The 25,501-nt window shown below is 35.8% G+C and carries 17 protein-coding genes and 1 pseudogene; 13 read left to right on the top strand and 5 right to left on the bottom strand.

Going from position 1 to position 25,501, the window contains the following annotated elements:
- Positions 1-9 precede the first annotated feature (9 nt).
- Together GOQ17_RS12515 and GOQ17_RS12510 are read left to right on the top strand one after the other, a co-directional pair.
- Positions 10-1,566, top strand: a complete 1,557-nt coding sequence (locus GOQ17_RS12515; protein ID WP_159637813.1) for a RagB/SusD family nutrient uptake outer membrane protein — start codon at positions 10-12, stop codon at positions 1,564-1,566.
- 11 nt (positions 1,567-1,577) lie between these two features.
- Positions 1,578-2,546 carry a cadherin repeat domain-containing protein gene (locus GOQ17_RS12510; RefSeq protein WP_159637811.1) on the top strand — a complete coding sequence of 323 codons (969 nt, stop codon included), beginning with the start codon at positions 1,578-1,580 and terminating at the stop codon, positions 2,544-2,546.
- Positions 2,547-2,725: 179 nt separating this feature from the next.
- Here the strand turns inward: GOQ17_RS12510 and GOQ17_RS12505 are convergent, their stop codons facing one another.
- The gene (locus tag GOQ17_RS12505; protein WP_159637809.1) at positions 2,726-3,100 is read right to left on the bottom strand and encodes a hypothetical protein; all 375 of its coding nucleotides are present in this window, start codon (positions 3,098-3,100) and stop codon (positions 2,726-2,728) included.
- 205 nt (positions 3,101-3,305) lie between these two features.
- On the opposite strand from GOQ17_RS12505, the gene GOQ17_RS12500 reads away from it, so the two are divergent.
- The 3 genes from GOQ17_RS12500 to GOQ17_RS12490 all read left to right on the top strand — a co-directional run bounded on the left by GOQ17_RS12500 (position 3,306) and on the right by GOQ17_RS12490 (position 5,632).
- Entirely contained in the window at positions 3,306-4,286 is a 981-nt protein-coding gene (locus tag GOQ17_RS12500) for a deoxyhypusine synthase family protein (protein WP_159637807.1), read from the top strand.
- Between the two features lie 119 nt (positions 4,287-4,405).
- A complete protein-coding gene (locus GOQ17_RS12495) occupies positions 4,406-4,939 on the top strand; it encodes a hypothetical protein (RefSeq protein ID WP_159637805.1) in 534 nt (177 codons plus the stop codon).
- Positions 4,940-5,056: 117 nt separating this feature from the next.
- Positions 5,057-5,632 carry a non-canonical purine NTP diphosphatase gene (locus GOQ17_RS12490; RefSeq protein ID WP_159637803.1) on the top strand — a complete coding sequence of 192 codons (576 nt, stop codon included), beginning with the start codon at positions 5,057-5,059 and terminating at the stop codon, positions 5,630-5,632.
- 155 nt (positions 5,633-5,787) lie between these two features.
- Here the strand turns inward: GOQ17_RS12490 and GOQ17_RS12485 are convergent, their stop codons facing one another.
- Positions 5,788-11,697, bottom strand: a complete 5,910-nt coding sequence (locus GOQ17_RS12485; RefSeq protein ID WP_159637801.1) for an alpha-2-macroglobulin family protein — start codon at positions 11,695-11,697, stop codon at positions 5,788-5,790.
- A 72-nt stretch (positions 11,698-11,769) separates the two neighbouring features.
- A complete protein-coding gene (locus GOQ17_RS12480) occupies positions 11,770-12,663 on the bottom strand; it encodes a LysR family transcriptional regulator (protein WP_159637800.1) in 894 nt (297 codons plus the stop codon).
- A gap of 79 nt (positions 12,664-12,742) precedes the next feature.
- On the opposite strand from GOQ17_RS12480, the gene hutH reads away from it, so the two are divergent.
- From hutH to GOQ17_RS12445, 7 genes are all read left to right on the top strand, one after another.
- Complete coding sequence (gene hutH / locus GOQ17_RS12475; protein WP_159637798.1) at positions 12,743-14,311, top strand: histidine ammonia-lyase; 1,569 nt, start codon at positions 12,743-12,745, stop codon at positions 14,309-14,311.
- 1 nt (position 14,312) lies between these two features.
- Entirely contained in the window at positions 14,313-15,557 is a 1,245-nt protein-coding gene (gene hutI, locus GOQ17_RS12470) for an imidazolonepropionase (protein WP_159637796.1), read from the top strand.
- Between the two features lie 9 nt (positions 15,558-15,566).
- Positions 15,567-17,573 carry a urocanate hydratase gene (hutU, locus tag GOQ17_RS12465; protein WP_159637794.1) on the top strand — a complete coding sequence of 669 codons (2,007 nt, stop codon included), beginning with the start codon at positions 15,567-15,569 and terminating at the stop codon, positions 17,571-17,573.
- Complete coding sequence (gene hutG, locus GOQ17_RS12460) at positions 17,573-18,544, top strand: formimidoylglutamase (protein ID WP_159637792.1); 972 nt, start codon at positions 17,573-17,575, stop codon at positions 18,542-18,544. Before hutU ends, hutG begins: the two co-directional genes overlap by 1 nt.
- Positions 18,545-18,571: 27 nt before the next feature.
- Positions 18,572-19,441 (top strand): pirin family protein, encoded by an 870-nt coding sequence (locus GOQ17_RS12455; RefSeq protein WP_159637790.1) that lies wholly within the window; start codon positions 18,572-18,574, stop codon positions 19,439-19,441.
- Positions 19,442-19,707: 266 nt separating this feature from the next.
- On the top strand, positions 19,708-22,416 hold the full coding sequence (locus tag GOQ17_RS12450) for a TonB-dependent receptor (RefSeq protein WP_159637788.1): 2,709 nt from the start codon (positions 19,708-19,710) through the stop codon (positions 22,414-22,416).
- A gap of 1 nt (position 22,417) precedes the next feature.
- Entirely contained in the window at positions 22,418-23,206 is a 789-nt protein-coding gene (locus GOQ17_RS12445) for a GLPGLI family protein (protein WP_159637786.1), read from the top strand.
- Positions 23,207-23,222: 16 nt separating this feature from the next.
- On the opposite strand, the gene GOQ17_RS12440 is transcribed toward GOQ17_RS12445, so the two are convergent.
- Entirely contained in the window at positions 23,223-23,795 is a 573-nt protein-coding gene (locus GOQ17_RS12440) for a hypothetical protein (protein WP_159637784.1), read from the bottom strand.
- Positions 23,795-24,598 (bottom strand): metallophosphoesterase family protein, encoded by an 804-nt coding sequence (locus tag GOQ17_RS12435; protein ID WP_159637782.1) that lies wholly within the window; start codon positions 24,596-24,598, stop codon positions 23,795-23,797. The genes GOQ17_RS12440 and GOQ17_RS12435 overlap by 1 nt, the downstream gene beginning before the upstream one ends.
- A gap of 614 nt (positions 24,599-25,212) precedes the next feature.
- Between GOQ17_RS12435 and GOQ17_RS12430 the strand changes: the two are divergent.
- Positions 25,213-25,501 (top strand): annotated as a pseudogene (locus tag GOQ17_RS12430) (hypothetical protein); the annotation flags it as partial.

The raw sequence follows: 25,501 nt of genomic DNA, 5'->3' as shown, positions 1-25,501 counted from the left end.
GTAAATAATATGAAAGCGAAAAATAATAAACTACATATATTTCTGTTGACTGGACTTACTTTTTTTGGCGCTTCGTGTACCAAATTCGATGATAAAGTTTATTCAGCTTACACAGAAGATACTTTCCCAAAAACGCCCGAACAGTTTGTTGCGGTAACAGGACCTGTTTATACCTCGGCTAGGGGATATTTTGGGGATTATTTCGATTTACAGACCGCAGGTTCGGACGAAGTGGTAATTCCGACACGTGGTGGTGACTGGTTTGATGGTGGTAAATGGCGGGATATGCATTTTCATACGTGGTCTCCATCGCACGAGGTAGTAAGAAATGCTTGGAATTGGGGCTTCAATGCTATTGGTACATGTAATCGTGTGTTGAGCGTGTTGGAAAAATCTGAGGATTCAGAACAAAAGAACCAAACATTAGCAGAAATTAAAACCATGCGTGCTTGGTACTATTATTTGATGATGGATGCGTATGGAAATATTCCTTTAGTAACATCTTTTGATACAGGTACAGAATTACCAAGTACAACACCTCGTGCGCAGATTTTTGATTTTGTGGTTTCCGAATTGGAAGAAAATTTACCGTTATTGAGTGAAGAGAAATCTTTAGCAACGTACGGAAGACCAACAAAGTGGTTTGCACACGCATTATTAGCTAAAGCTTATCTCAATGCGCAAGTTTACACAGGTACAGCACAATGGAATAAGGTCGTTGAAAATGCAAATGCGGTAATTGCTTCAGAGAAATATTCCTTAGAAAATGATTTCTTAGCACAATTCAAAGCAGATAATGGAGCGGACAGTCCAGAACCAATTTTTTCTATTCCATTTGATGCATCAAGAGCAAAAGGTAATGCCTTGTTCAATAAAGTATTGCATTATGCGCATCGCCAAACATTTGAATTGAATGGTAATCCTTGGAATGGTTGGAGTGCGCAGCCAGCTTATTTCAATTTATTTGAAGACTTAGATAATCGTAAGCAACAATGGTTATATGGTCAACAGTACAATGCGACTGGTCAACCTTTGATAAATAATGGGGTGAATGTTTTTATTAATCCAGAAGGTTATAATTTACTGCCAGGTTCTGATTTTGATATTGGTGGAGCAGATGATGGAGGTCGTTTGGCGGGTGCACGATGTGTGAAATACCAACCAGACAAAAATCATATCGGAAGCGATGCAGGTAATGATGTGGTGGTATTTAGATTAGCTGATGTTTTATTAATGAAAGCAGAAGCTATTCTCCGTGGTGCCACAAACGGAGCGGCTGCAGATGCTCTGGAAGCAGCAAATCAAGTTCGTAAAAGAGCATTTCCTGTCAATCCAGAGAAGCATTTTACAGTAGCAACATTGAATTTGGATGCTATCTATAAAGAGCGCGCATTGGAATTTACTTTTGAAGTTACTCGTCGTACGGATATGATTCGTTTTGGGAAATGGGAAGATGCTATGCTATTCAAGACAGCTAATCCTAGTGAAACACATAAGCGATTATTCCCAATTCCTGCGACTGCATTGGCTAATAATAGTAATCTAACACCAAATCCAGGTTATTAAATAAGAAGAATATGAAAACAATATATAAATTTATAGCAATTAGTTTATGTTGTCTGCTTTTCTTTGGAATCAATGCATGTAAGAAAGTTGAACATACTATCGACGATCAAATTGTCTCCATAAATGAAAATACAGTTTCAACGATACAGATAGGAAAAAAACTAAAGGTAGGTTTCATCGCATTAAATATCAATACTTTCGATTTTAGTATTGAAAAGGACGGAACAGTATTACTGAATGAACAAATTTCAAAAGAATCTAATCAGAATATTATTGAAAGGGAATTCAGTATTCCCTTAGACGAAAGCTATATCGGTGAGGCAACTTTAAAAATTACGTATCAGGCAGGTGGACAGACGGTAACTAAAACTCAACCCATAACATTTGAGGAAAGCAATCCCCAAATGTTTGTAGTCGGTGGGTCAACCGGAGCGGGTTGGGAGCCAACGAATGCTGTAGCCATGACTTTGTATGGTGAAGATAGTAAAACTACATTTGAAACATTTGAATACTTGACTGCTGATGGAGGTTTCAAGTTTTTGCCAACTAATGTAGATTGGGAAGGCGCATATGGTCTCGGATCAGCAGCTGGTGTTTTACTACAAGATGAAGATGCCGAGAATATAACTGTAACTGAAGACGGATTCTATCGTCTTCGCATGGACTCAGATGCATTAACTTATTCTGCATTAAAACTTGATATGGGAGTGATCGGTGATGCTACGCCAGGTGGATGGGACAGCGATACGGATATGACTTTCGAAGGTGGAAAAGGAACTTATGTATGGAAAGTGTCTCTGAACTTAAAAGTGGGAAAGATAAAATTTAGAGCCAACGATGATTGGGCAATAAATTTCGGAGGTACTCCAAATGAAATTACGCAAGGTGGAGCCGATATAGAGATTACCTCAGCTGGTTTGTATGATTTAACATTAGATCTTACTCCAGGTGCTTATAAAGCCATAATTGAGAAAAAATAAAAATAGCTTGTAAATGAAAATGGGTGATTTTAAAATTAATCACCCATTTTTTATACCTTAGTCCTATGAATACAATGTCTTGGGGCGTGGGAACGCAAGAAACAATTATTATTCTCGTACTAATCTTATTTTTAGTTTTCTTCTATATTTTTTTTTCAAAACTATTAAAAAGAAAATAATTAGTCTACAAAGTAAGCTTGTTCGATTCCTTTTACAAGTAGAATGTCAGTAAAATATTTCAATTTAGCATCTTGGAAAGCAATTTCTTTGGCTTTTTGTTCTGCATTAAGCACAAATTCTTGGAAAATTTTATAATGCTCTTTTCGCTGTTCAATATCTTTTGATTTAAGCAATTGTAGCTCCTCAACTAATTGTTGATTTATTTTTATTTCCACTTTATGATCGTTTGAAATTTGTTGGAACAATACCAACGGATCTTCATTTTGTTGAAAATAGATGGCAAAAGCTTCTAAATTATTTTCGTCTATTATTATGTAAGCTTCAAACTTTACATCTCCTATTTGGATAGTGTCAATTAATTGTTTTCCTGTCATTATTGATCTGGTTAGTAATGTATCTTGCAAAATTAAATTTATTTTTTGATTCTACATCTTAGTTTTATCATATCTACTTAAGGGGGTACAATTTATTCTTTTAACATTTGTTAAAAAATGAATTAGGATTCTAGAATAAACACTACGAAATTTTTAAATAAATATAATTCAGTACCTTTGTGCTACTTATTAAAAATAGAAAAAGATGAGTACACAAAAAGGTCCAATTAGTCAATTTATTGAGCACAATTACCGTCACTTCAATGCTGCTGCGTTAGTCGATGCAGCAAAAGGATATGAGCAACATTTACTAGAAGGTGGTAAAATGTTGATTTCATTAGGTGGTGCAATGTCAACAGCTGAATTAGGTGTTTCTTTAGCGGAAATGATCCGTCAAGATAAAGTACATATTATCTCTTGTACTGGTGCAAACTTAGAAGAGGATGTGATGAATTTGGTAGCGCATTCGCACTACAAACGCATTCCAAACTGGAGAGATTTGACACCAGAGCAAGAACGCGAATTATTAGATACGCACTTCAACCGTGTAACGGATACATGTATTCCAGAAGAAGAAGCTTTCCGTCGTCTTCAAGCACATTTAGAAGATGTTTGGCATGCTGCTGAGGCAAAAGGTGAGCGTTACTTACCACACGAATTTTTGTACCAAGTTGTAAATTCTGGTGTATTGGAGCAATACTACGAAATCGATCCTAAGGATTCATGGATTGTTGCTGCAGCAGAGAAAAACTTACCAATTGTGTGTCCAGGATGGGAAGATTCTACTACTGGTAATATCTTCGCTTCAAATGTGATCAAAGGTAACTTGAAAGCGTCAACAGTAAAATCAGGTATCGAATACATGATTTACCTAACGGAATGGTACCGTGCTAACTCAGGTGGTAAAGGTGTTGGTTTCTTCCAAATCGCCGGTGGTATTTCTGGTGACTTCCCTATCTGTGTAGTGCCTATGATGTATCAAGATTTAGAATGGACGGATGTTCCTTTCTGGTCTTACTTCTGTCAGATTTCTGACTCTACGACTTCATACGGTTCGTATTCAGGTGCTGTTCCAAATGAGAAAATTACTTGGGGCAAATTAGATATTGATACACCTAAATTTATGATCGAATCAGATGCTACTATCGTAGCGCCATTGGTATTCGCTTATATTTTGGGTCAATAGTTTTATAGACATTAGTATTTAGATATGAGATATGAGATTTTTCTTGTATCTCATATCTTTTTAAACTTTTATATACTAATCTAAAATCTATTGTCTATTATCTTTTAATCATAAATAATATGAGCAACCTTCTTACATATAATCCTATAGCACTTCAGACTTTGATGAATGAAACTTTGTTTTCGACAGGATTTGCTATGGAGGAAGTTCAGTCACAATCTCTAGACGTGGATTCTGCTGTTAATTGGGATTCCTCTGCTGAAGATTTTGTATACAAAGGAGATAAAAGCACGGGCGTATTATTTATTCTGCGTTATCCGTCATATCCATACTTCTCGCCAGCGGCGGAAGAAGCTTTTATCAAAACTATCGGAGCTTTGCAGCTTACTCCTGAAAATGTAGCTGTAGTCAACTTGGCTAACCCTCAAAATCCAAATGACTTTAAGCGTATTATGGCTTTCTTTGAGCCAAAGAAAATTACCTTGCTAGGTATAGAGCCAGCTTCTTTAAAACTTCCCGAAATCGCACATAACTCCTATATGAAAGGTCGTATAGCAACCGTGTTCAATACTTTTTCATTCGAAGAAATGTTCGCGGATGTCAACAAAAAGAAACTTTTCTGGGGAGAATTTAAGACGTTTATTTCGAATTGATAATTGTCAATTGTTAATTTAATTGAGCATGTTTTGTTTTTTGAAGCCTGAATAATAATTCTTAATATCTTCTTATTTCATTTTGACTTCTCCTTTTTTACTTTTTACTTTTACATCATGTTAGAACTAGTATTTGCAACAAATAATGCGCATAAGCTTGAAGAAGTCCAAGCTATAGTAGGAGATAAGTTTGTGATTAAATCCTTGAATGATATTGATTGTCAGGATGATATTCCAGAGACTGGAGTAACTTTTCAAGAAAATGCCCAACAAAAAACGGACTATTTAGTGAATAAATATGGTTTGTATTGTTTTGGAGATGATTCAGGATTGGAAATAGATGCTTTGAATGGTGAACCAGGCGTATATTCGGCACGATATTCCGGTTCACGTGATATGGAAAAGAATATTGACTTGGTATTGGAGAAATTGGGTGATAATTCAAACCGTACTGCAAGATTTAAAACAGTAATTTCTTTATATTTCAACGAACAACAACATTTCTTTGAGGGAGCTATCGAAGGTCAAATTATTAAAGAAAGACTTGGAGAGAAAGGTTTTGGATATGACCCGATTTTTATCCCAAATGGCTATGATAAAACTTTTGCGGAAATGTCAGCTGAGGAGAAAAACGCTATTAGTCATCGTGCTATTGCAGTTGGGAAATTGGCAGAATTCTTGAAAAGTTATTAAATTATCAATTGATAGTTTTCCTTTCAAAAGGATACTTCCCTTCGGTAGGTATGTCGCAAAAAGGGTGCCTTTTTTTAAAAGTGATCAAGTCATTATGACTATAGGAGAAATCTCGTAAGTTTAGATTTCTCCTATAGTCAAAATAACATCATAAATCATGGCACTATCGTTAATACTTTGTTTTCCGAACGAGCATATACCGAAGGTTCGTACATACATTCCACAGTTGTAATTCCTGAATTAAATATACCGACATTATTTGCTTTGACTTCATATTCCAATTCGGTCAAGCCTTTCTTCAAATTGTCGTAGAAATAATTTGTTGAAGCATCTTTGATCGTGAAATAATAGCCTTGCCACCACTTATAACCTGACGGTTGGTAGATTGGTTCTACTCCCGAAGGACGCGCATCTTTGATATGGACATATTGCAACGGATTGTCATTCACCACTGTGATTTTGACTTTGATGCGTTCGCCTAATTTTGCTTCCGAAGTTTCTACCCATTTGCCATTTCTTTCAACAAAGTACTGCTTGTTGACTGAAATCTCTTTTAATGTTTTTTGAATAACTTCTAATGGACTAAAATATTGGTGCACAATATTTCCAAAAATTGTTCTATCGTTATAATTTTGAATCTTGACTTGTTTGTCTGTCGTTAACTCTGATTTATTTAAAGATTTTGTAAATTGACCAAGAACGGATTTATTTTGCTCAGATTCTTTGCCATCAATCCAAATCTTGACTGTATTTTCAACCGAAAAATCTTGAGGATTATTCGCTAATAATAGCGCATACACCGCATCTACAGTCATCCAAGTGGTTTGCCAATGGTTAGCTTGTTTGCTGTAAAATAACCATTGCGTGATTTCATGCAATTTAGTAGGATTATGCAATTTGTACGCTTCCACCATGTAGGATTGTAAACTGTTACTGTTGTAATAGCGGCTGTTTGATTCCCAATACATCCCTCTGTCTTCGTCCGAAATCGCTTCTTGCGTGATGCGGTTTTTCAGTTCATTGGACGTTTTACTCGTTCCAAACAACTGACTCGATACCCAAGCTTTTGCGGCTAAGCCAGCTGGTTGGTTGGCTGTAGTCAAAGAAGATTTTTGTATGATAGTTTGAAGTTTTTCTACTTTTTGTTTATCCAAAGAATGAAAGCCATTCCAATAATGACGCGCATACAAATAATCTAAAGCATTATGGTAAGTGTATTTTGGGTTAAAAATCGTGGTGTCATTATCCAAATACGTAACCAATTTTTGTGCAACGGCTTTGATATTAGTATTGACTAATGTATGGTCAAGCAATAAAACTTTACCCATGATTTCCAAGATACGAGTAGAAATGTATGTATTTTCTTTACCACCATCAAACCATGCATAGCCACCCGAAGGCATTTGATTTTTGCTGATTTTTTGTTCTATGCTTTTTAATTCTTGTCGAATGCTGGAATTAAATAACTGCGCTATGGATTTTAGTTTGGCTTCATCATGCTGAATATCCCGAAGCCAAGGTATTTCTTCCAACTTCAGTTGAGACAAAGTCGCATTTTCTTCTAATTTTCCACTAGCTTCCTCTGTATTTAAGGATTTGAAATAGGTTGCAATAGCTGGATAATTTTTACCCATATATTCTACCATTTTTAATCCAAACCATTTACTTACTATTTGCTCATTGCATTCGTAAGGATAGTTTTTCAAATAATCCAAAGCCGAAATAATCTCTAAAATCGGGTTACTTTGAACTTGAATACGTGCTTGCAAATTGTCTTTTTTGGAAGCATCAATTTTATATTCTTGCGTCTGATTCGACTTTAATACGATTTTTTCGGTTTCCGAAACTAAAATTCGATTAGGAAGAATTGCTAATTCTTGTTGTTCGCCATCCGAAAACTCATCACTAGCGGCTACTATTCTGATTTGTATCGTAGGGAAATCTTTTGGTACAATTACTTCCCATTCTACAATAGTGTTTTTCGAAGCGTCAGCTTCAAAAGAATTGGTGCTATTTTCTTTTATAAATTGCGAAGTGATATTTTCGTTTGTTTCGGGATTAATGATTTCAATACGTGCATTACCTTTTTGCAATTCTTTGCTTAAGTTTTGAATTTGAGCTTTCAGCGTTATTTTATCACCTTCACGAAGGTAACGCGGAAGATTTGGTCTAACCATCAACTGCTTTTGAGTTTTTGTGAAGAAGGTAGCTGAACCTGATTGCAAATTCTTGCTATGTGCAAATAGAAGCAATTTCCACTTTGTCAACGCTTTTGGCGAATCAAATTCAAAAGATACATTGCCCTCCGCATCGGTATAAAGCGTCGGGTAGAAGAAAGCTGTTTCTTGTAGGTTGGTTCGAGCTTGTACGTTGTTAAGTTGTTCTTCTTTTAGTTTGCCTTCTTTTGTGGTAATAACTATAACACCATTTGCTCCACGAGAACCATAGAGAGCAGTTTCTGCTTCATTTTTTAAAACATTTATATTGTCTATATTACTTTTATTTATCGTGTCAAAAGTTTGTTTATCTACAATTTCACCATCTATGATATATAATGGTTCTGTAGATTGAGTAGTTGAAGCTCCTCTAATTGTTATTTCTTCTACTCCATTGGTTGAGCCATATGCTGAACCTGAAACTTTTGCTACTGAAGCAACCATTGATTCTTTTTCAGTAGGGCTAAAAGCTGTAACCACAACTTCATCAAGGGTACCACTATCATCACCGAAATTCCGTCTTAAATAATTGTATTCTTGCGGAGTCCATAAATTATATCTTCGCGGAATGGATAAAGCGTTGGTTATTTCTGCGTAATTAAAAGGTTTATTAAATAATGTGTGGCTTACATCTACGTGATTGAATTCTCTTAAAAGGTGGTAATACGAAATTCTAGAATAATCTTGATATAATGACAACTGCGATGGAAAAGTATTACTAGCAAAAGCATCCAATGAGCTATCATACATAGTCGCTAATAATTCGGCTGAAAGGTTGCTCTCCTTAGCTTTCAACGTAAAGCGCCATTTCTCTTTTTGTCCGGGTGTTATTTTGTCTCTGAATGTATGCGTTGTAATCTCTATATTTTTATTGTTCTCCGTAATCGGAATACGAATATCTAAAGTTTGCGCTTGATTGTTATTAACAAATAACGCTGTGAAACTAATAACTGGGGAAATCATTTTGTCTGTCAGAATAAATGAATAGGTCGTTTCATTATTCTTCCATTTTAAGACCTTTGTCGGTTGTTTCTTACTTCCTACGCTTTCAAATAAAAATAGATTTGCTGGATTTTTTACATCAGTCTGGAAAGTAATTTTTACAAGGTCTCCAACAGTATAATTACCCTTGTCATAGTAATAAGATAGGAAATTGTTATTGGACACTTTACGTGTAATAGCGTCATAAATATTTACAGTTGCAGCACTACTTATAGTGTCATTTTTTTGAATACTCACTGCTTCAATCAAGTAACTACCTTTTGTAAATAGCGTGGAATCAATTTTAACTAAAGAAGTATCTCTTGTGTCAAAATTATAAGAGGTCACTAATTTTTTTGTCTCATTTTTTATTGTTTGTTCATCGAAATAATGAGGAAAATACTTTTCATAATCTTGATTATCGAGTAAATGGTAGTTAGCATTTTTAAAATAGTTGTAATATTTTCTCGAAATCGGCTTTTTAAGTACATCGAGTTTATAAATATTTACTTTCCCAGCGAATTTTAAAGGATGACCATGTTGGTTTTTGGTAAACACTTGTAGTTGTGACCATTTCCCTTCTTCTACATTTGTCGTGGTATAGATGCCTATATTCCAAGGCTTCGTCGTGAATCTATAATAGCCAGCAGCTTGTTGCATTTCGCCCGTTTGATTGGTTACTTCTACCGAATAGTTCAATGTAAAATCATCCAACTTGTTAAATGTACTATCTGATAAAGGAACTTTAATGAAGAACTTACCTTCTTGATCCGTTTGAATCAGCGAATCCACATAATTAATAGTTCTGTAATTTTTAGTAGAATAAAAATCAATCTTATATCTTACGGAAGCATCAGCTAATTTGGCGCCAGCTAAAGATTCAACTTTTCCTACAAATATCGCGGTATCTGCGTGTGTATAGGTTTCTTTATTTTGCTCAAATTCTACTTTGAAAGTCGGCCTTTTGTATTCTTCAACCCGAAAATAATGATTGGCAGATGCACGGTTTTTTGTGCTCACATCAATACGAAAAGTACCCGCCAATGTCTGGGTAGGAATTTTAAACTTTCCGTTTATGGATCCAAATTCATTGGTAGTTAAGCTTAATGAATCAATCTTTTGATAATTAGCGTCGATTAGATACACACTCACAGCTTGGTTGGTCAATACCTTGCCCTTAATTTTGTGATTGTTGTACAATATTGATTTGAAATAAATATCTTGTCCAGGTCTATAGATTGCTCTGTCAGACATGGTTTGAAAGCTGATGTTGCCTTCATTATCATGATCTTCTACCAAATGTTCTGGGACATCGTCCAAATCCATTAAGTCAATAAATTGATTTTCTTCGGGAAGGTATAATTCTAAATCATCTAATTTATTATATCTTGTAGAGGAATAAGATTTATAGATAAATTCACCTTTATTGTCCGTTTTTAGTTTCTTTAGTAGCTCAATGTTTTTATTTAATGTTTTATATTGATGAACCGACTTTTTTGCATATGGCGAGCCTGTTTTGCGATTAATTAACAAGATTTTATATATGTAGTAATCATCGGTTTCTACGTCTAATGAAGCAGATATAAAGACATCCGACACGGTTAATTTGGAAATGCTCGTCGTTTTCTCTTCTCCATCATTTTTGAATTCTGGATTATTTGAGACAAAAATTGTGTAATTACCATAAATTAGAGGGTTCAACTTGTAAATCGTATTATGACTTTTGAAATCTTCGAATGACTTTAAATTCTTTTGCTCCTCATAAATCAATGGCGCGTCAATACTTGTCACAAAAGTCAGCGAATCGTATTTTGCATTCCACTCTCTGTAATCTTTTGGCGTATTTGTGGTTTTGTAGACCCTAATAAATACTTTATCAGCATTGCGTATAGATAGTTTAACAGGAATGTAGGTATTTGAGGGTTCGAAGACATTATGTTCAATTTTTAACTCTACTTTTTTAAGCTTCTTTTCTAATTGCAAACAATTATCAATCCAAGGGGATTTGGGATATTTTGATTTGGCAGTTTGGATGTATTGATAAGCTTTTGCTTTATCCTCTTGGAAATAGATGTTGGCTATTTGGTAAAGTAAAAAGGCATTATAATCCGCGGTGTGTGAATTTATGATGTCTTCAACTTTGGAAATCCAATCTTTATTCCAATAGTAACCAATTTCTAAGTCACGTGTTAGTAAATATACTGTAGCATCATCATACTTATTTTTATTGTTTAAAATCAGTAACGAATTACGAATAGAATCGTGTTCTTTCGTTTTAGATACTTGTTTCAGAAAATCTAAATATTGATAAGACAAGAAATGATAGATAGTTGGGGTAAGAGTAAGGTTCTGAACTTGGCTAAATAAATCAATGAAGTTGTCTGATTTTTGTTGAATAAGTAGTGACTCATTTTTGATAGATTCTCTGAAGATAGAATCAATAATCTGAAGTTTTGAAGGACCTGTAGCTTGTAGAAAATCATCCGTACTTTTAGTTTTAAAAGTATTGGAATTTGACCACAAATACATGGCGTAATAATTATTTAAAATGGATTTCTCTATCGGATTGCCTTGTGCTATACTTTCTTCAAAATGCTTGCGTATGCTGATGAAGGACTGTTCTCCCGTTTTATTTAAAGTCTTTGCTTGTGATTCAGCTAAAACTGCTCTAATCCATTCTGCCGAATTATTCTGCTTTTTTGCATGAGATTTTATGACAGCGAGATACGGTAGTGTTTGCTCATAATTTTTCATAGCCAAAAGGCTTTCAACTTCTTTCCATTTTTGTGCAATAAAATTTGAATCGAGCGCTTGACCAAATAATCTCAACGGCAATAGGAAAATTAGTAACCAGTATAGTTTTTTCATAAAAACTCTATTAAATAATATCTAATATGCGAGGGATGCACAAAACATCAGAATTTCATAACAAATTATTAATTATTTTTTAATTTCTTTTAGTGTATCAATAAAAGTCTGTATTCCAGGGTTTCTATTTTGTTGATTCCATGCTAGATAAAGTGTTGTTCGTTGCGGAATTTGTGTCAATTCAATAAAATTTACATCTGCATTATATCCTTTTTTGAGAGAAGAAGGAACAATCGCAATACCCAATCCTTGGGATACTAAATTGAAAATAGATAGTGCATTGACTGTTCGAAGGGCTACTTTAGGTTCGAATTGGTGGTCTCTGAAAATACTCATGACCAAATCGTAATAGGAAGCGCTGTACTGTTTTGAAAATAGGATGAATGATTCGTCTTTAAAATCCAGCAAGTTGATTTTCTTTTTCGTACTGAGTGTATGATTTTTGGGAACAACCAATGCAAAATTTTCCGTCAGTATAGGATGTGTATTAATGGCTGTTGGAAAATTCTCTATGCGTACAAAACCAAAATCAAGCTCATTTTTTAATAACATTTCCACTTGAATTTCATTGCTAAGTTCATTTAGTGTAACATCAATCAAAGGCTGTTTTGCTTTTAATTTCGCTAACAATTCAGGAAGAATGGTTTGAACAGCAGACCCGATAAATCCAAGCTTCAAGTTTGTGATTTTGCCTTCGCTGATTTTTTCTATGTGAGTTTGGATATTGTTGAGTTGGTTGAATATTAAACCTACTTCCTGCTTAAGGAATTCGCCTGCCTCAGTCAATTTTACAGAGCGTTTTCCTCTCTCAAACAGCAGGGTATTGTAGATTTCTTCCATTTGTTTGATTTGTCGAGTCAAACCAGGTTGGGATATAAATAGTCTTTCAGCAGCTTTTCTAAAGTGCAATTCTTCTGCTAATACGCGAAAATAATGAAGATGACGTAATTCTATTTCATAATTCATGGTTATCAATTATTGATGTAATTGGTATTATTAGTTATCAAAAGTAGCGAGTAAATTTGATATAGTAAGCGAACAGACTATGAAAACTTTTAAATACGGTGAAGATTACTTGAAAAGCTCAACTGCAATTTCTATTGCAAGGGGCGAAATTCAAGGTATTTTGTCACAAGAAACTATAGAAAATATCAATCGAAGTGCGGCATATGTACAAAAGATTGTAGATAAGGGCGATGTGGTATATGGTATCAATACGGGCTTTGGTCCGCTTTGTACTACATTGATAGATGCGGATGACACGAGAAAATTGCAAGAGAATATTCTAAAAAGTCATGCCGTGGGTATGGGAGAACCGATTGAAAAGGAATTGGCAAAATTGATGCTAATTCTGAAAGTCCATGCGCTGGCAAAAGGATTTTCGGGAGTTCAACTAAGTACGGTAGATCGTATTATTTGGCATATTGAGCATGATGTAATTCCTGTTGTACCCAAACAAGGTTCGGTTGGCGCATCTGGAGATTTAGCTCCCTTGTCGCATCTTTTTTTGCCATTGATTGGATTAGGAAAAGTAAATTATCAAAATGAAATTCGAAATACCGCAGAAGTATTAGCAGAGTTTAATCTAAAAGCAGTTGAATTAGGTGCAAAAGAAGGCTTAGCTTTAATAAACGGTACACAATTTATGGCTGCTCATGCTGTCAAAGCGGTAGTTGAAATGAGTCGTGTATTGGATACAGCTGATTTAGTGGTTACATTGATGATTGAGGGGTTGAATGGCTCGATTAAACCATTTTATAAAGAGTTACACCAATTGCGTGATTACAAAGGGAACTCGTATGTCGCTTCAAAGATTTTTAATCTTTTATCGGGGTCAGCTATTTTAGAATCCCATAAAAACTGTTCACGTGTTCAAGACCCTTATTCCTTGCGTTGCATTCCACAAGTGCATGGAGCTTCCCGCAACGCTTGGTTGCATCTGAAAGAAATTATCGAAACTGAAATTAATGCGGTGACGGATAATCCTATTATTATCAATGATGAATTGACAATTAGTGGTGGCTCGTTTCATGGACAGCCCATAGCGTTGCCAATGGATTATGCGACATTGGCTATTTCCGAAATTGGAAATATCTCGGACAGACGGGTGTATCTTTCATTGGAAGGAGAAACCAATGGGGTGCCGAAATTGTTGATGAAAGTGACGGGTTTGAATTCGGGCTTTATGATTTTGCAATATACAACTGCCGCTATAGCTAGTGAAAATAAGGGTTTGTGCTTTCCATCAAGCGCTGACAGTATTCCTACATCATTGGGACAAGAAGACCATGTGAGTATGGGTTCGATTTCCGGTAGAAAGTTATTACAGGTTATCGACAATGTGGATAAAATATTGAGTATTGAATTGCTTTGTGCTGCTCAGGCAAAAGATTTCCATTATCCATTGACTTCAACACCAATTATTGAGCAAATTCATCAACATATTCGTACGCAAATTCCACATTTGGAAGAAGACCAACCGATGGAAGAAATTTTAGGTTCGGCTTTAGCGATGGTGAAATCTGGTGAATTGTTGGCGATAGCTAATCAAGTAGAAACCCAAGAAAGAGTACGTTATAAAGAAACTTACACGGATTATTTTGATAATTATTAGTATGAAAAGAAAACTTATAGGTCCTTTTACAAAACTTTTGACAATGCGGGATTTGCCACTAAAAGGTGCTTTGTCTGATACGCAATTGGAAATAATTACGCAGGCAGGGCTTTATTTTGAGGATGAATATATTGTAGAAGTTGGCGATTATCAGCAATTGAAAGAAAAGTATCCAAATGCTGAACAGATAGTGCTATCAGGCGAACATGTGTGTCTTCCTTCTTATGTAGATTGTCATACACATATTGCATATGCGGGTAATCGTGCGAATGATTTCGCTTTGCGGAATGCAGGAAGTTCTTATTTAGAAATTGCGAATGCAGGTGGTGGTATTTGGAGTACGGTACAGCATACTCGAGCTTGTTCGGAAGACGAATTAGTTGATTTAATTGTTGGACGGGCAAATGAATTATTAAAGCAAGGTGTTACAACAGTTGAAGTCAAGAGCGGGTATGGATTAAATGTTGAGCAAGAGTTAAAAACGCTACGCGCGATTAAAGAAGCGAATAAACACACGGCTGTAGATTTAATCCCGACTTGTTTGGCTGCCCATATGAAGCCACGTGATTTTGAAGGATCTTCAGTTGAATATTTAAAATATATCCAAAAGGAATTATTCCCAATTCTAAAAAGCGAGAATTTAACAACTCGCATCGATGCTTTTATAGAGCAATCTGCTTTTTCGGAGGATGAAATTCGAAATTATTTAGATAATGCGAAAGAATTAGGTTTCGATATTATTCTGCATGCAGATCAGTTTACCACTTCGGGATCCGCTTTAGCGGTAGAAATGGGAGCTGTTTCGGCAGACCATTTGGAAGCATCGACAGCAAAGGAAATTCAATTATTAGCTGATTCGGATGTGGTTGCGGTGGCTTTACCTGCTGCTTCGTTGGGTTTGGGTTGTGCTTTTACGCCCGCTCGTCGATTATTAGATGCCGGTGCTTCTTTGGCTATAGCGACAGACTGGAATCCAGGTTCTGCTCCGATGGGACACTTAGTTGCATCGGCGAGTATTTTGGCTACGATGCAAAAGTTAAATAATGCTGAAGTTTTATCGGCTTTGACTTATCGAGCTGCTCATGCTTTACGCTTGGATGATAGAGGACGTTTAGTCACAGGTCAATTAGCGGATTTTACCATTTACTCGACAGATAATTATCAAAATATCACTTATCAGCAAGGTGCTTTACAACCAACTTCAGTTTGGAAAAATGGTCAAGAAGTGTATTCAATTAAAGCTTAATTAAATCTTATGACAACATTTCAACAACAGATATTACAAGGAATTCCAAATATACTGCCTGCGAAAAAAGAACGTGATGAAAGTGTAAGTCATGCACCAAAGCGAAAAGCTATTCTTTCTTTGGAAGAGGAAAAATTAGCTATTCAAAATGCTTTACGCTATTTTAAAGCTGAATGGCACGATGAGCTAGGCGCTGAGTTTTTAGCTGAATTAAGAACTTATGGACGAATTTATATGTATCGCTTTCGTCCAGACTACGAAATGTACGCGCGACCTATTTCAGAATATCCTGCCAAATGCCAACAAGCAGCGGCAATTATGTTGATGATTCAGAATAATTTGGATCCAGCCGTGGCACAACATCCGCACGAATTGATTACGTATGGAGGGAATGGTGCAGTTTTTCAGAATTGGGCACAATATCTCTTAACGATGAAATATCTAGCCGAGATGACAGAAGAACAAACATTGCATATGTATTCTGGCCATCCGATGGGATTATTTCCTTCTTGCAAAAATGCACCACGTGTAGTCGTGACAAATGGCATGATGATTCCAAATTATTCCAAACCTGATGATTGGGAACGCTTCAATGCTTTAGGGGTGACGCAATATGGTCAAATGACAGCGGGTTCGTATATGTATATCGGGCCGCAAGGCATTGTACACGGGACGACGATTACAGTGATGAATGCTTTTCGCAAAGTCCTAAAAGTTGGCGAAGACATTAAAGGAAAAGTTTTTGTGACGTCGGGTTTAGGAGGTATGAGTGGAGCGCAACCGAAAGCAGGAAATATTGCTGGATGTATTACGGTGTGTGCTGAGGTAAACCCATCCGCTGCGGTTAAAAGACATGAGCAAGGTTGGGTGGATGAGTTATTTTATTCCTTGGATGATTTAACAGCACGCGTTCAACAAGCCATAAATAATAAAGAAGTAGTCTCTTTAGCTTATGTGGGCAATGTAGTAGACGTTTGGGAAGAATTTTATACCCAAAATATTCAAATCGCAGTAGGTTCTGATCAAACTTCTTTGCACAATCCTTGGTCTGGAGGCTATTATCCTGTGGGATTTTCTTATGCAGAATCCAACGATTTAATTGCAAATCAACCCGAAAAGTTTAAAGCTGAAGTTCAGAAAACTCTTGTAAAACATGCGGAGATCATTAATAAACATGCATCTAGTGGAACTTACTTTTTTGATTATGGGAATGCCTTTTTATTAGAAGCTAGTCGTGCGGGTGCTGATGTTATGGCCGATGATGGCATTAATTTCAAATATCCTTCCTATGTGCAAGATATTTTGGGACCGATGTGTTTTGATTATGGATTTGGACCTTTCCGTTGGGTGTGTACTTCAGGAGATGCAGAAGATTTGCGTTTGACAGATGAACTAGCATTAGAAGTTTTGTTGGAATTGAAAGCCAATGCTTCTGTGAATATTGCGCAGCAAATGGATGATAATATCAAATGGATTCGTGAAGCAGAGCAAAATAAATTAGTTGTAGGTTCTCAAGCTCGGATTTTGTACGCTGATGCTTTAGGGCGTATGCGTATTGCGGCAGCATTCAATAAGGCTGTGCGGGATGGAAAGTTAAAAGCTCCAATAGTTTTGGGTCGTGACCATCACGATGTAAGTGGAACTGACTCGCCATATCGCGAAACTAGTAATATATATGATGGAAGTCGCTTTACGGCAGATATGGCAATTCATAATGTCATTGGCGATAGTTTCAGAGGTGCTACATGGGTTTCTATTCACAATGGCGGTGGAGTAGGTTGGGGAGAAGTGATTAATGGTGGATTCGGAATGGTCTTGGATGGAACGGCTGAAGCAGATGGAAAATTGAAACAAATGCTGTTCTTCGATGTTAATAATGGTATAGCACGTCGTGCTTGGGCGAGGAATAAGGAAGCGATGGAAGCGATTCAGACAGAGCTAAACCGAAGCGATACCTTGAAAATCACAAAAGCCCAATTGGTTGAATCATCTGTGTTGGATAAAATTTTCGAATAATGGACACATTTAAGAAATTATATACGAAATCAGATTCTTCATTGTGGCAAGGCAGAATAGATGGTGAAGAACGAGAATATCTACGTTGGCATCAGGTTGTAACTTGTGTTGACTTACAAGAAGAACAGTTGCATTTAGATAATGCAGTTGTGTTTTTAGGTTTTTGTTGTGATGAAGGTGTTCGTCGAAATCAAGGTCGCGAAGGTGCAAAATCTGCGCCTGATTATTTGCGCAAGATACTAGCCAATTTACCCGTGCATTTCAATGAAAAACTCCAATTAGTGGATGCTGGAAATGTGGAATCAAACGGTTATGATTTAGAATCTGCACAAGAGGCATTGGCAATTGTTGTTCAGAAAATCCGAAGTAGTGGAGGCTATCCACTTTTAATTGGCGGGGGACACGAAATTACTTACGCACATTACAAAGGATTGTATAGTTCTGGTCGAAAAATTGGTGTGATAAACCTTGATGCGCATTTAGATATGAGACCTCTGTCCGATGAAAAAGGGAATTCGGGAACGAGTTTTTATCAATTAAACCAAGAATTATTTGACAACGGTGAAAAACTGAAATATTTAGCTATTGGTATACAAGAAATATCTAATACGACGGGTTTGTTGGATTATGCAAAAAGCCAAGGTGTAGAGATAATTTACAATTCAGAATTATCATCTTCGAATATTTCAGTGGTTCAAGACAAAATAGCGGAGTTTGCAGAGCAAGTGGATGAACTCTACCTTACAATAGACATGGATGTATTTGCAGGAGCATTTGCTCCTGGAGTAAGTGCAGTTTCTTATCAAGGTATTGTACCTGACCACAGTTTTTATGCATTGCTATCTTTCCTTTATGCACATCCAAAACTTCAAAGTATAGATATAGCAGAGCTAAATCCTAGATATGATTTGGACGAACGTACCGCTCGTTTAGCTGCCAATTTAATCTTTCAATACCTACAGAAATTTTAGTAATTTTAGGTAAAAATTACGAGTGCTATGTCAAACATTGATTTCATAAGAGAAGAAACTGCAGCTAATATTGGGAATTTTTTGGTTGGGCGATTGTTGCCTTTTAGACAAAAGCGTTCAATAGGTCCATTTGTTTTTATTGACCATATGGGGCCAGCATGTTTGGCGGACCATGAAAATTTGGACGTCGGTCCACATCCACATATTGGACTTTCTACGTTGACTTATTTGTTTGAAGGCTCAATATTTCACAGAGATAGTTTGGGGACGGCTATGGAAATTATGCCAGGTGCCGTGAATTGGATGACAGCAGGTAAGGGTGTTGTACATTCCGAACGTACTCCCGAACATTTGCGTCAACGTGATAAATTTTTGCATGGTCTACAAATTTGGGTGGCTTTGCCAAAGGATTTGGAATTTATGGAGCCCGAATTTCATCATACCGAAGCTAAAGATATTCCAGCTTGGGAAGAGAATGGCGTAGCGTATAAGTTGATTGCTGGTGAGGCTTTTGGAAAGAAATCTCCTGTTCCAGTATATAGCAAATTATACATGATAGAAATTAAAAGCTCAGTAGAGGCATTGATTGATATTCGTGGAGAATTATACGGGGAAAGTGGCTTGTATATTTTGGAAGGTGAAATCGAGAGCAATGGACATGATTATGGTTCAAAACAAATCTTGATTACTAAAGATGCGCATTTGTGTTCATTCACAATGAAAGCGAATACTACCGTATATATTTTCGGTGGAGAACCATTTCCTGAAGAAAGATTTATTTATTGGAATTTTGTGGCAACAGATAAGCAAACTATAGAAGAAGCAAAAGTACGTTGGCGAAATCATGAATTCCCGAAAGTGCCAGGTGATGATGGTTATGTGCCATTGCCGGGGTAAAAATTAGAAATACTAGAAGTGTTGTCGTTTGGCAACACTTTTTTTATGGAAAATTGAAAGATTATTCATCTTATCTATTATTATCTTATGTTAAAAGAAGTTAAAAATAAAAAAATTAACTTTTTTTAATAAAAATTAATAACTAAATAATTAGTTTTAATCATTAAACTTAATAACCAATTTGAATGAAGTCTAATCAATTTTATGTGTTATTGACATTTATTCTGTTTTTTAATGTTTCATATTCATTTTCCCAAGTAAAACTTATGGGTACAATTACTGATGGGTCAGACAACGTTAAACTACATAAAGCAACAATAGCCTTATTAAACCCTAAAGATTCCATCCTCGTAAATTTCGCTAGAAGTGGTGAAAGCGGAAATTTTGTGATATTAAAATTGGATACAGGATTCTATAAACTCATCGTATCTTATCCACAATATGCCGATTATGTGCAAGATTTGAAGGTCATGGAAGATCACAATATTAGCACAGTAAAATTATCTAAAGCTTTTCTTTTGTTGGACGAAGTGGCTGTAACAGGCAAAATTCCTGTTGTTATTAAAGGCGATACTGTGGAGTATAATGCAGGCAGCTTCAAGGTGGATAAAGATGCGAAGGTGGATGATTTGCTTAAAGTTCTTCCAGGGATAACGGTTGATGCAGATGGGAAAATTACCGCTCAAGGTAAAGAAGTAAAGAAAGTTTTATTAGACGGTGAGGAGTTTTTCGGGAATGATCCTACGCTGATTACAAAAAATATACGTGCAGACATGGTGGATAAGGTGCAAGTCTACGAGAAAAAATCAGATTTGAACGATAGAACAGGCGTTGATGATGGAGAACGAACACAGACTGTAAATATTACACTAAAAGAGGATAAAAAGAAAGGAACTTTTGGTCAAGTTCAAAGTGGATATGGAACTGACAACTATTATGGAGTGAAGGGGATGGTAAATAAATTCAAAGGTGCTCAAAAAATTGCTGCTTTCGCAATCGCAGCAAACGATGGTATGGTAAGTCTTGGCTTTGAAGATGGTGAAAAGTATGGTGCTTCGGATGGGAATATTCAGATGATGGAGGGGGGAGGAATTATGATAACTTCTTCTGGAAGTGGAGATGGTATGGATTCTTGGTCGGGAAATTATAGGGGGAATGGTGTGCCAAAAGCATTAAATATGGGCGCTAGCTTTTCAGATAAATTTAAAGGAGATAAACACAAGTTGAATGTGAATTACCGACGCGGGCAGATGGAAGTGGAAAATAACAGCACTAATTTTATTCAGAATAATTTACCAGAGTTAGCGAGTATTCAGCAATCTTCAGGTTTTAGTTTGAATGAAAATAAATCTCATAATGCAAATATACGTTATGATTTGAAAATAGATTCCACTTCGGATATGACCGTGCGGATAGGTTATAATAATACAAATAGAGATAATTCTAGTTTTAGCACCACCACAGAGAAGAGTTTGGAAGAAGAATTGTTGAATGACACAAGAACCAGCAATACAGGTCAAAATCTTAATGAAACTTTAAATGCGAGTGTTATGCTAACCAAAAGATTCCAAAAGTTACGTAGATCCTTAACATTAAATACTTCTGTGACGAACAACACAACTGACGGTACTTCCAATTATTATTCGAATACCAACTTCCGTCAGCTTACTGATTCACTACTGATTGATCAGTTTAAAAATAATGTTTGGGATAATACCAATTTCAACAGTACATTAAATTATACCGAGCCACTTACAAAATACTTGACCGGAACTGTGGGGTATACTTTGGGTACAGAATCTGCATATACGTTAAATCAGTCTTTTAATAAAAATGAGATTACAGGAAATTATGATCAACTAGATCAAGGCTTATTAAATGACTTTAATAATTTGACCTTAAGAAATTCGGTGAATACTGGGTTTAATTATAAAAAGAATGCAATTACGGTTAATGTGAGTAATTCATTCTCATTTGAATCTTTAGAGCGAAAATACAATAATCTAAATCATAAGCTTACACGTGATCAAGTATCAATAGCGCCATCTTTGTCAGTTAATTACCAAATTACAAAAAGTAAAAGTATGTATCTAAGTTATTCTGGACGTACTACACAGCCAGATTTAAATCAGTTAGAGCCACTTAAGCAGAATGATAATCCTTTGATTAATTACATGGATAATAAAGATTTAGAGTCGGGTTTTGCAAATAACATGTACTTGTATTTTAATTCATATAAACAGCTTAAAGATGTAAGTGTATACCTTGGAGCGAATTTAAATCAGTATATTAATTCAGTAGGTAGTACGGTTACCTTTGATCCCGCAAGTGGACGACGAGATATTCAATTTGTAAATATTGATAAATCAAATATTTCAGCGAGTGCATATGGGGGCTATAGAAGGCCATTGTTTAAGAAAATCGCATTAAGTATGAATATAGGAGGTAATGTCAGCTACAATAATAATTATAACTACCTGTCATTGACAAATCTAGAATCTCAGTTAAATAATAACGAAAACTATTCACTTTCACCTTCATTGGGATTTAGCTCATACAAAGCCAATAAATGGTCTTTCCATTTGAGGATGAGTCCTGGATATAGAATTAATAAATCTACATTGCAACCTGATTTGAATACCAATAATTTTATTTTTAACTCTAATACGAATGTCAGCTACACTTTCCCTAAAGATTATCAAATTGTGATAGGTATGGAACAATCACATGAAGCAGCTACTGTGACGCTACCTGCATTCAATGTCGTGAATGTGACAGGTTATGTTTCTAAAAAATTCTTGAAGGATAAATCATTAGAGGCACAATTTTTTGTAAATGATTTATTGAATAAAAATACTGGTGTGCGAAGAAATCAATATGGATATACATTCTCCCAATCTACAAACGATGTGTTGCGAAGATATGGCATGTTTAAGTTGATTTATAATTTTACTACTATGAAAGGAGATAATTAATATGAAGCAACTATTTTATATATTACTATTTGTTTTTTGCGGAAATATAACTTTTGCACAGTATACCTATTTCCCGAATAGTGGAACAGTAACCTATGAACGTAAATTTCATTTACAAAACTTTTTGAAACGAACCATGGGTGCTAAAGTTGATCTTGATATTTGGGACAAGAGCTCTTTGGAATTCTTACAAAAGAATGGTCCTGCAGAATTAGTGACGCATCATACATTAAAATTTAATGGGATGGAAACTTTGTTTGAGACTGTAAAAGAAGATTATCCAAGTAATTACAGAAATGCGATGTGGTATATTCCGTTAATGAGTGATTCAAAAACATATGTGGATTATAAAAAAGGAACGTTTAACAAACTATTAGTTTTTGGAGATGAAGAATTAATTTTGACGGATACTATTCCGAAGGTAAAATGGAAATATACAGACGAATACCGAAATATCGCAGGCTATGATTGTCGACGTGCTAATGGATTAATTCAAGACTCTATTTATGTGGTAGCTTTTTTTACCAATCAATTGGAAGTTCCCGGAGGACCTGAGTTAATCCAAGGTTTGCCAGGTACAATCCTTGGTGTCTCCATTCCTTCATTGAATATGAATATGTTTGCGACGAAGGTTGAGCTGAATAATGATGTAATATCCTCTACATTGACCAACAAGAAAAAGGTTGTACCGGAATCGAAAGAGGCTATTATTCAAAAATTGAAAAGCTCGGTGTACGATTGGATGGACGATAAACAAATTCAAAAAGAGTTAAGTAAAGTCTTTTTTTAGACTTTACTTAACTCTTTTATTTTATATAATAGCTCAAGCCAAAGCTGATATTCCAGATCTCGTGAAAATCTACTGCACGTGAGCTTTTTACAAAATTAATTACACGTTTGTCTGTAGTACCAAAGTCGTAATATATTCCCCATTTACCCCGTTTCAATTCGCTTCCTATTGTAAGTCCCAAATTGGCTGCGGTTGGAAAATAATAATACCCAGCATCATAATATACGGGAAGTTTGTAGAAATATTTTTCCCCATATGCGTAGTTGAACCACATTCCTACATTTACCCATTTGACCTCTGCAGAACGATTATAGGTTCTCATTAGCGGAATATAGCGCGCTTTGATTGTTGTCGAATGTATTGTTCGGTCACTGTATTTTTGCGGCACAACCCCATAGGAAAAATTCCCTTCCCAATGTTTATTTGGTGATATATAATTAACTCCTGCCGAAAACATTCCGGTATTTCCCGCAAACTGAATATTGACACTATTGGGCATTATTCTTTTCCATATGGAGGTGCTATCTGAATTGTTCGCAGATAAGATATGGCAATTAAAAATCAAAGTAATGAATAAAATGTACCGCATTAGAAGAATTTTTGTTTTATTTCTGTTTTATCTCCAGCTATTTTAACCTCTACATATTGTCTTTTGTTGATTGTAGGAGCAACAAGATATTGAAAGTTATTATTTTCAGATTTTTCAAGGCTAAAACTGTGAGAATGACCATGAATGGAAAGTAATGCGTAAGGTGTACTTTCAATCATATGTTGGAAAATTTCTGACAAGTGTGGGTCGAAGTCAGATGAGAAAGGTGAAACATGTGAAAGGTAGATTATGTTTTTGTCAGAATTTAAAATCAATTGATTATGAAGCCAGTCAATGTTTGGTAATTCTTGATTAAAATTTACTTCCCTACCATTCGTATTAAGCCCTATAAATCTGTAATTTCCAACCTCAAAGTCGAAATTTTCTTCGCCGAACATTTTTTGGTATATAGTTCGTCCATTCCCCAACATATCGTGATTCCCTATTGTGGCGATTATTGGAAACTTAGATTTTTTTACTTCATCATAATAGAGATTATACTCGAAATTTGCACCATAATCCGTAATATCACCTGCATGCAAAATGAAGTCTATTTCATTGGATGCGTACTTCGAGTTGGAATAACTTACAAAATCTTGCAGTTCATCATATGAAACTTGCGTATCGGAAATAATCAAGAAATGAAGTGAGTCACTTAGTTGTCTTTGTTGAATTTCGGCAATAGCTCTTGCATTTAAGTCTTTGGCAATAGGTTTAACTTCGAGAACAGAATATTGGAAATTTCTTTTACACGAGGTAAATAGAATTATGAAACAGAGTAAAATGTATAAATGCAACTTCATAGATATACCCAATGATGGGGAGTTGCAAAACTAGTCCTTTACATTTTGAATAAAGTAATCAAAAAGTCAAAGTGGACATAATAAGATAGTCCTTTAGTGTAATACTAAAGGACTATTTGTTGTGCGCCCGGCATGGGCGATAACTCTAGGGTGCAAGTCCCGAACACGCCATTACAGTTGGAAGTGTTAGCCGAAGGCAAGGGTGTCCACACCGTGAGGTGGAATCTGAAGGAAGCCTCAGGCAAATTCTCGGTCTGACGGACAGAAACTACATATAAGGCCTACGATGCTGGATGAGGTTGCAACACAAACTAAAGTCCTATACTGTACAGAAGCATCAAGGTAAATGTAGCAGACACATGAGAGGAAAGTTATCGTTTTTACCCGGGGAGATCTCACAGACTTGTGGAAGTTTTTTTTTCAGAAGCAAGGAGTAAAGCTAGCTGTGAGAAGTCAGCCGATTTCGTAGTACTTGCTTACGGCAAAGCAAGGAAGGAATGAACCTTAAGTTAGTGGGCAATACATTAAAATTACCTAATGAGAGTAAGAATGCAGAAAATTGATAAGGTTTATCAACCTGGTCACAAAAGAATAGGGCGGAACCCGAAGGCTATGTGGGAGGGCAGACTTTTATTGGGATGATTGAAAAGAACCTCACCGATACAAACACAAAAGTAGATGGACTTTTAGAACAACTCCTTGACCGCCAGAACTTGAATACTGCCTATTTACAAGTGGTTGGTAATCGTGGTGCTTGCGGTATCGATAAGATGTGCGTCGAATCCTTAGGGGATTATCTTAGAGAGCATAAGGAGAAACTTTTAACATCCATCAAGCAGGGGAATTATTCTCCTTGTGCAGTAAGACGTGTCGAAATTCCTAAAGACAATGGGTCAACGCGAA

Origin of the sequence: Sphingobacterium composti (assembly GCF_009829075.1) — a bacterium.
Taxonomy (GTDB): Bacteria; Bacteroidota; Bacteroidia; order Sphingobacteriales; family Sphingobacteriaceae; genus Sphingobacterium; species Sphingobacterium composti.
This window is presented reverse-complemented; position numbering and strand designations above follow the sequence as displayed.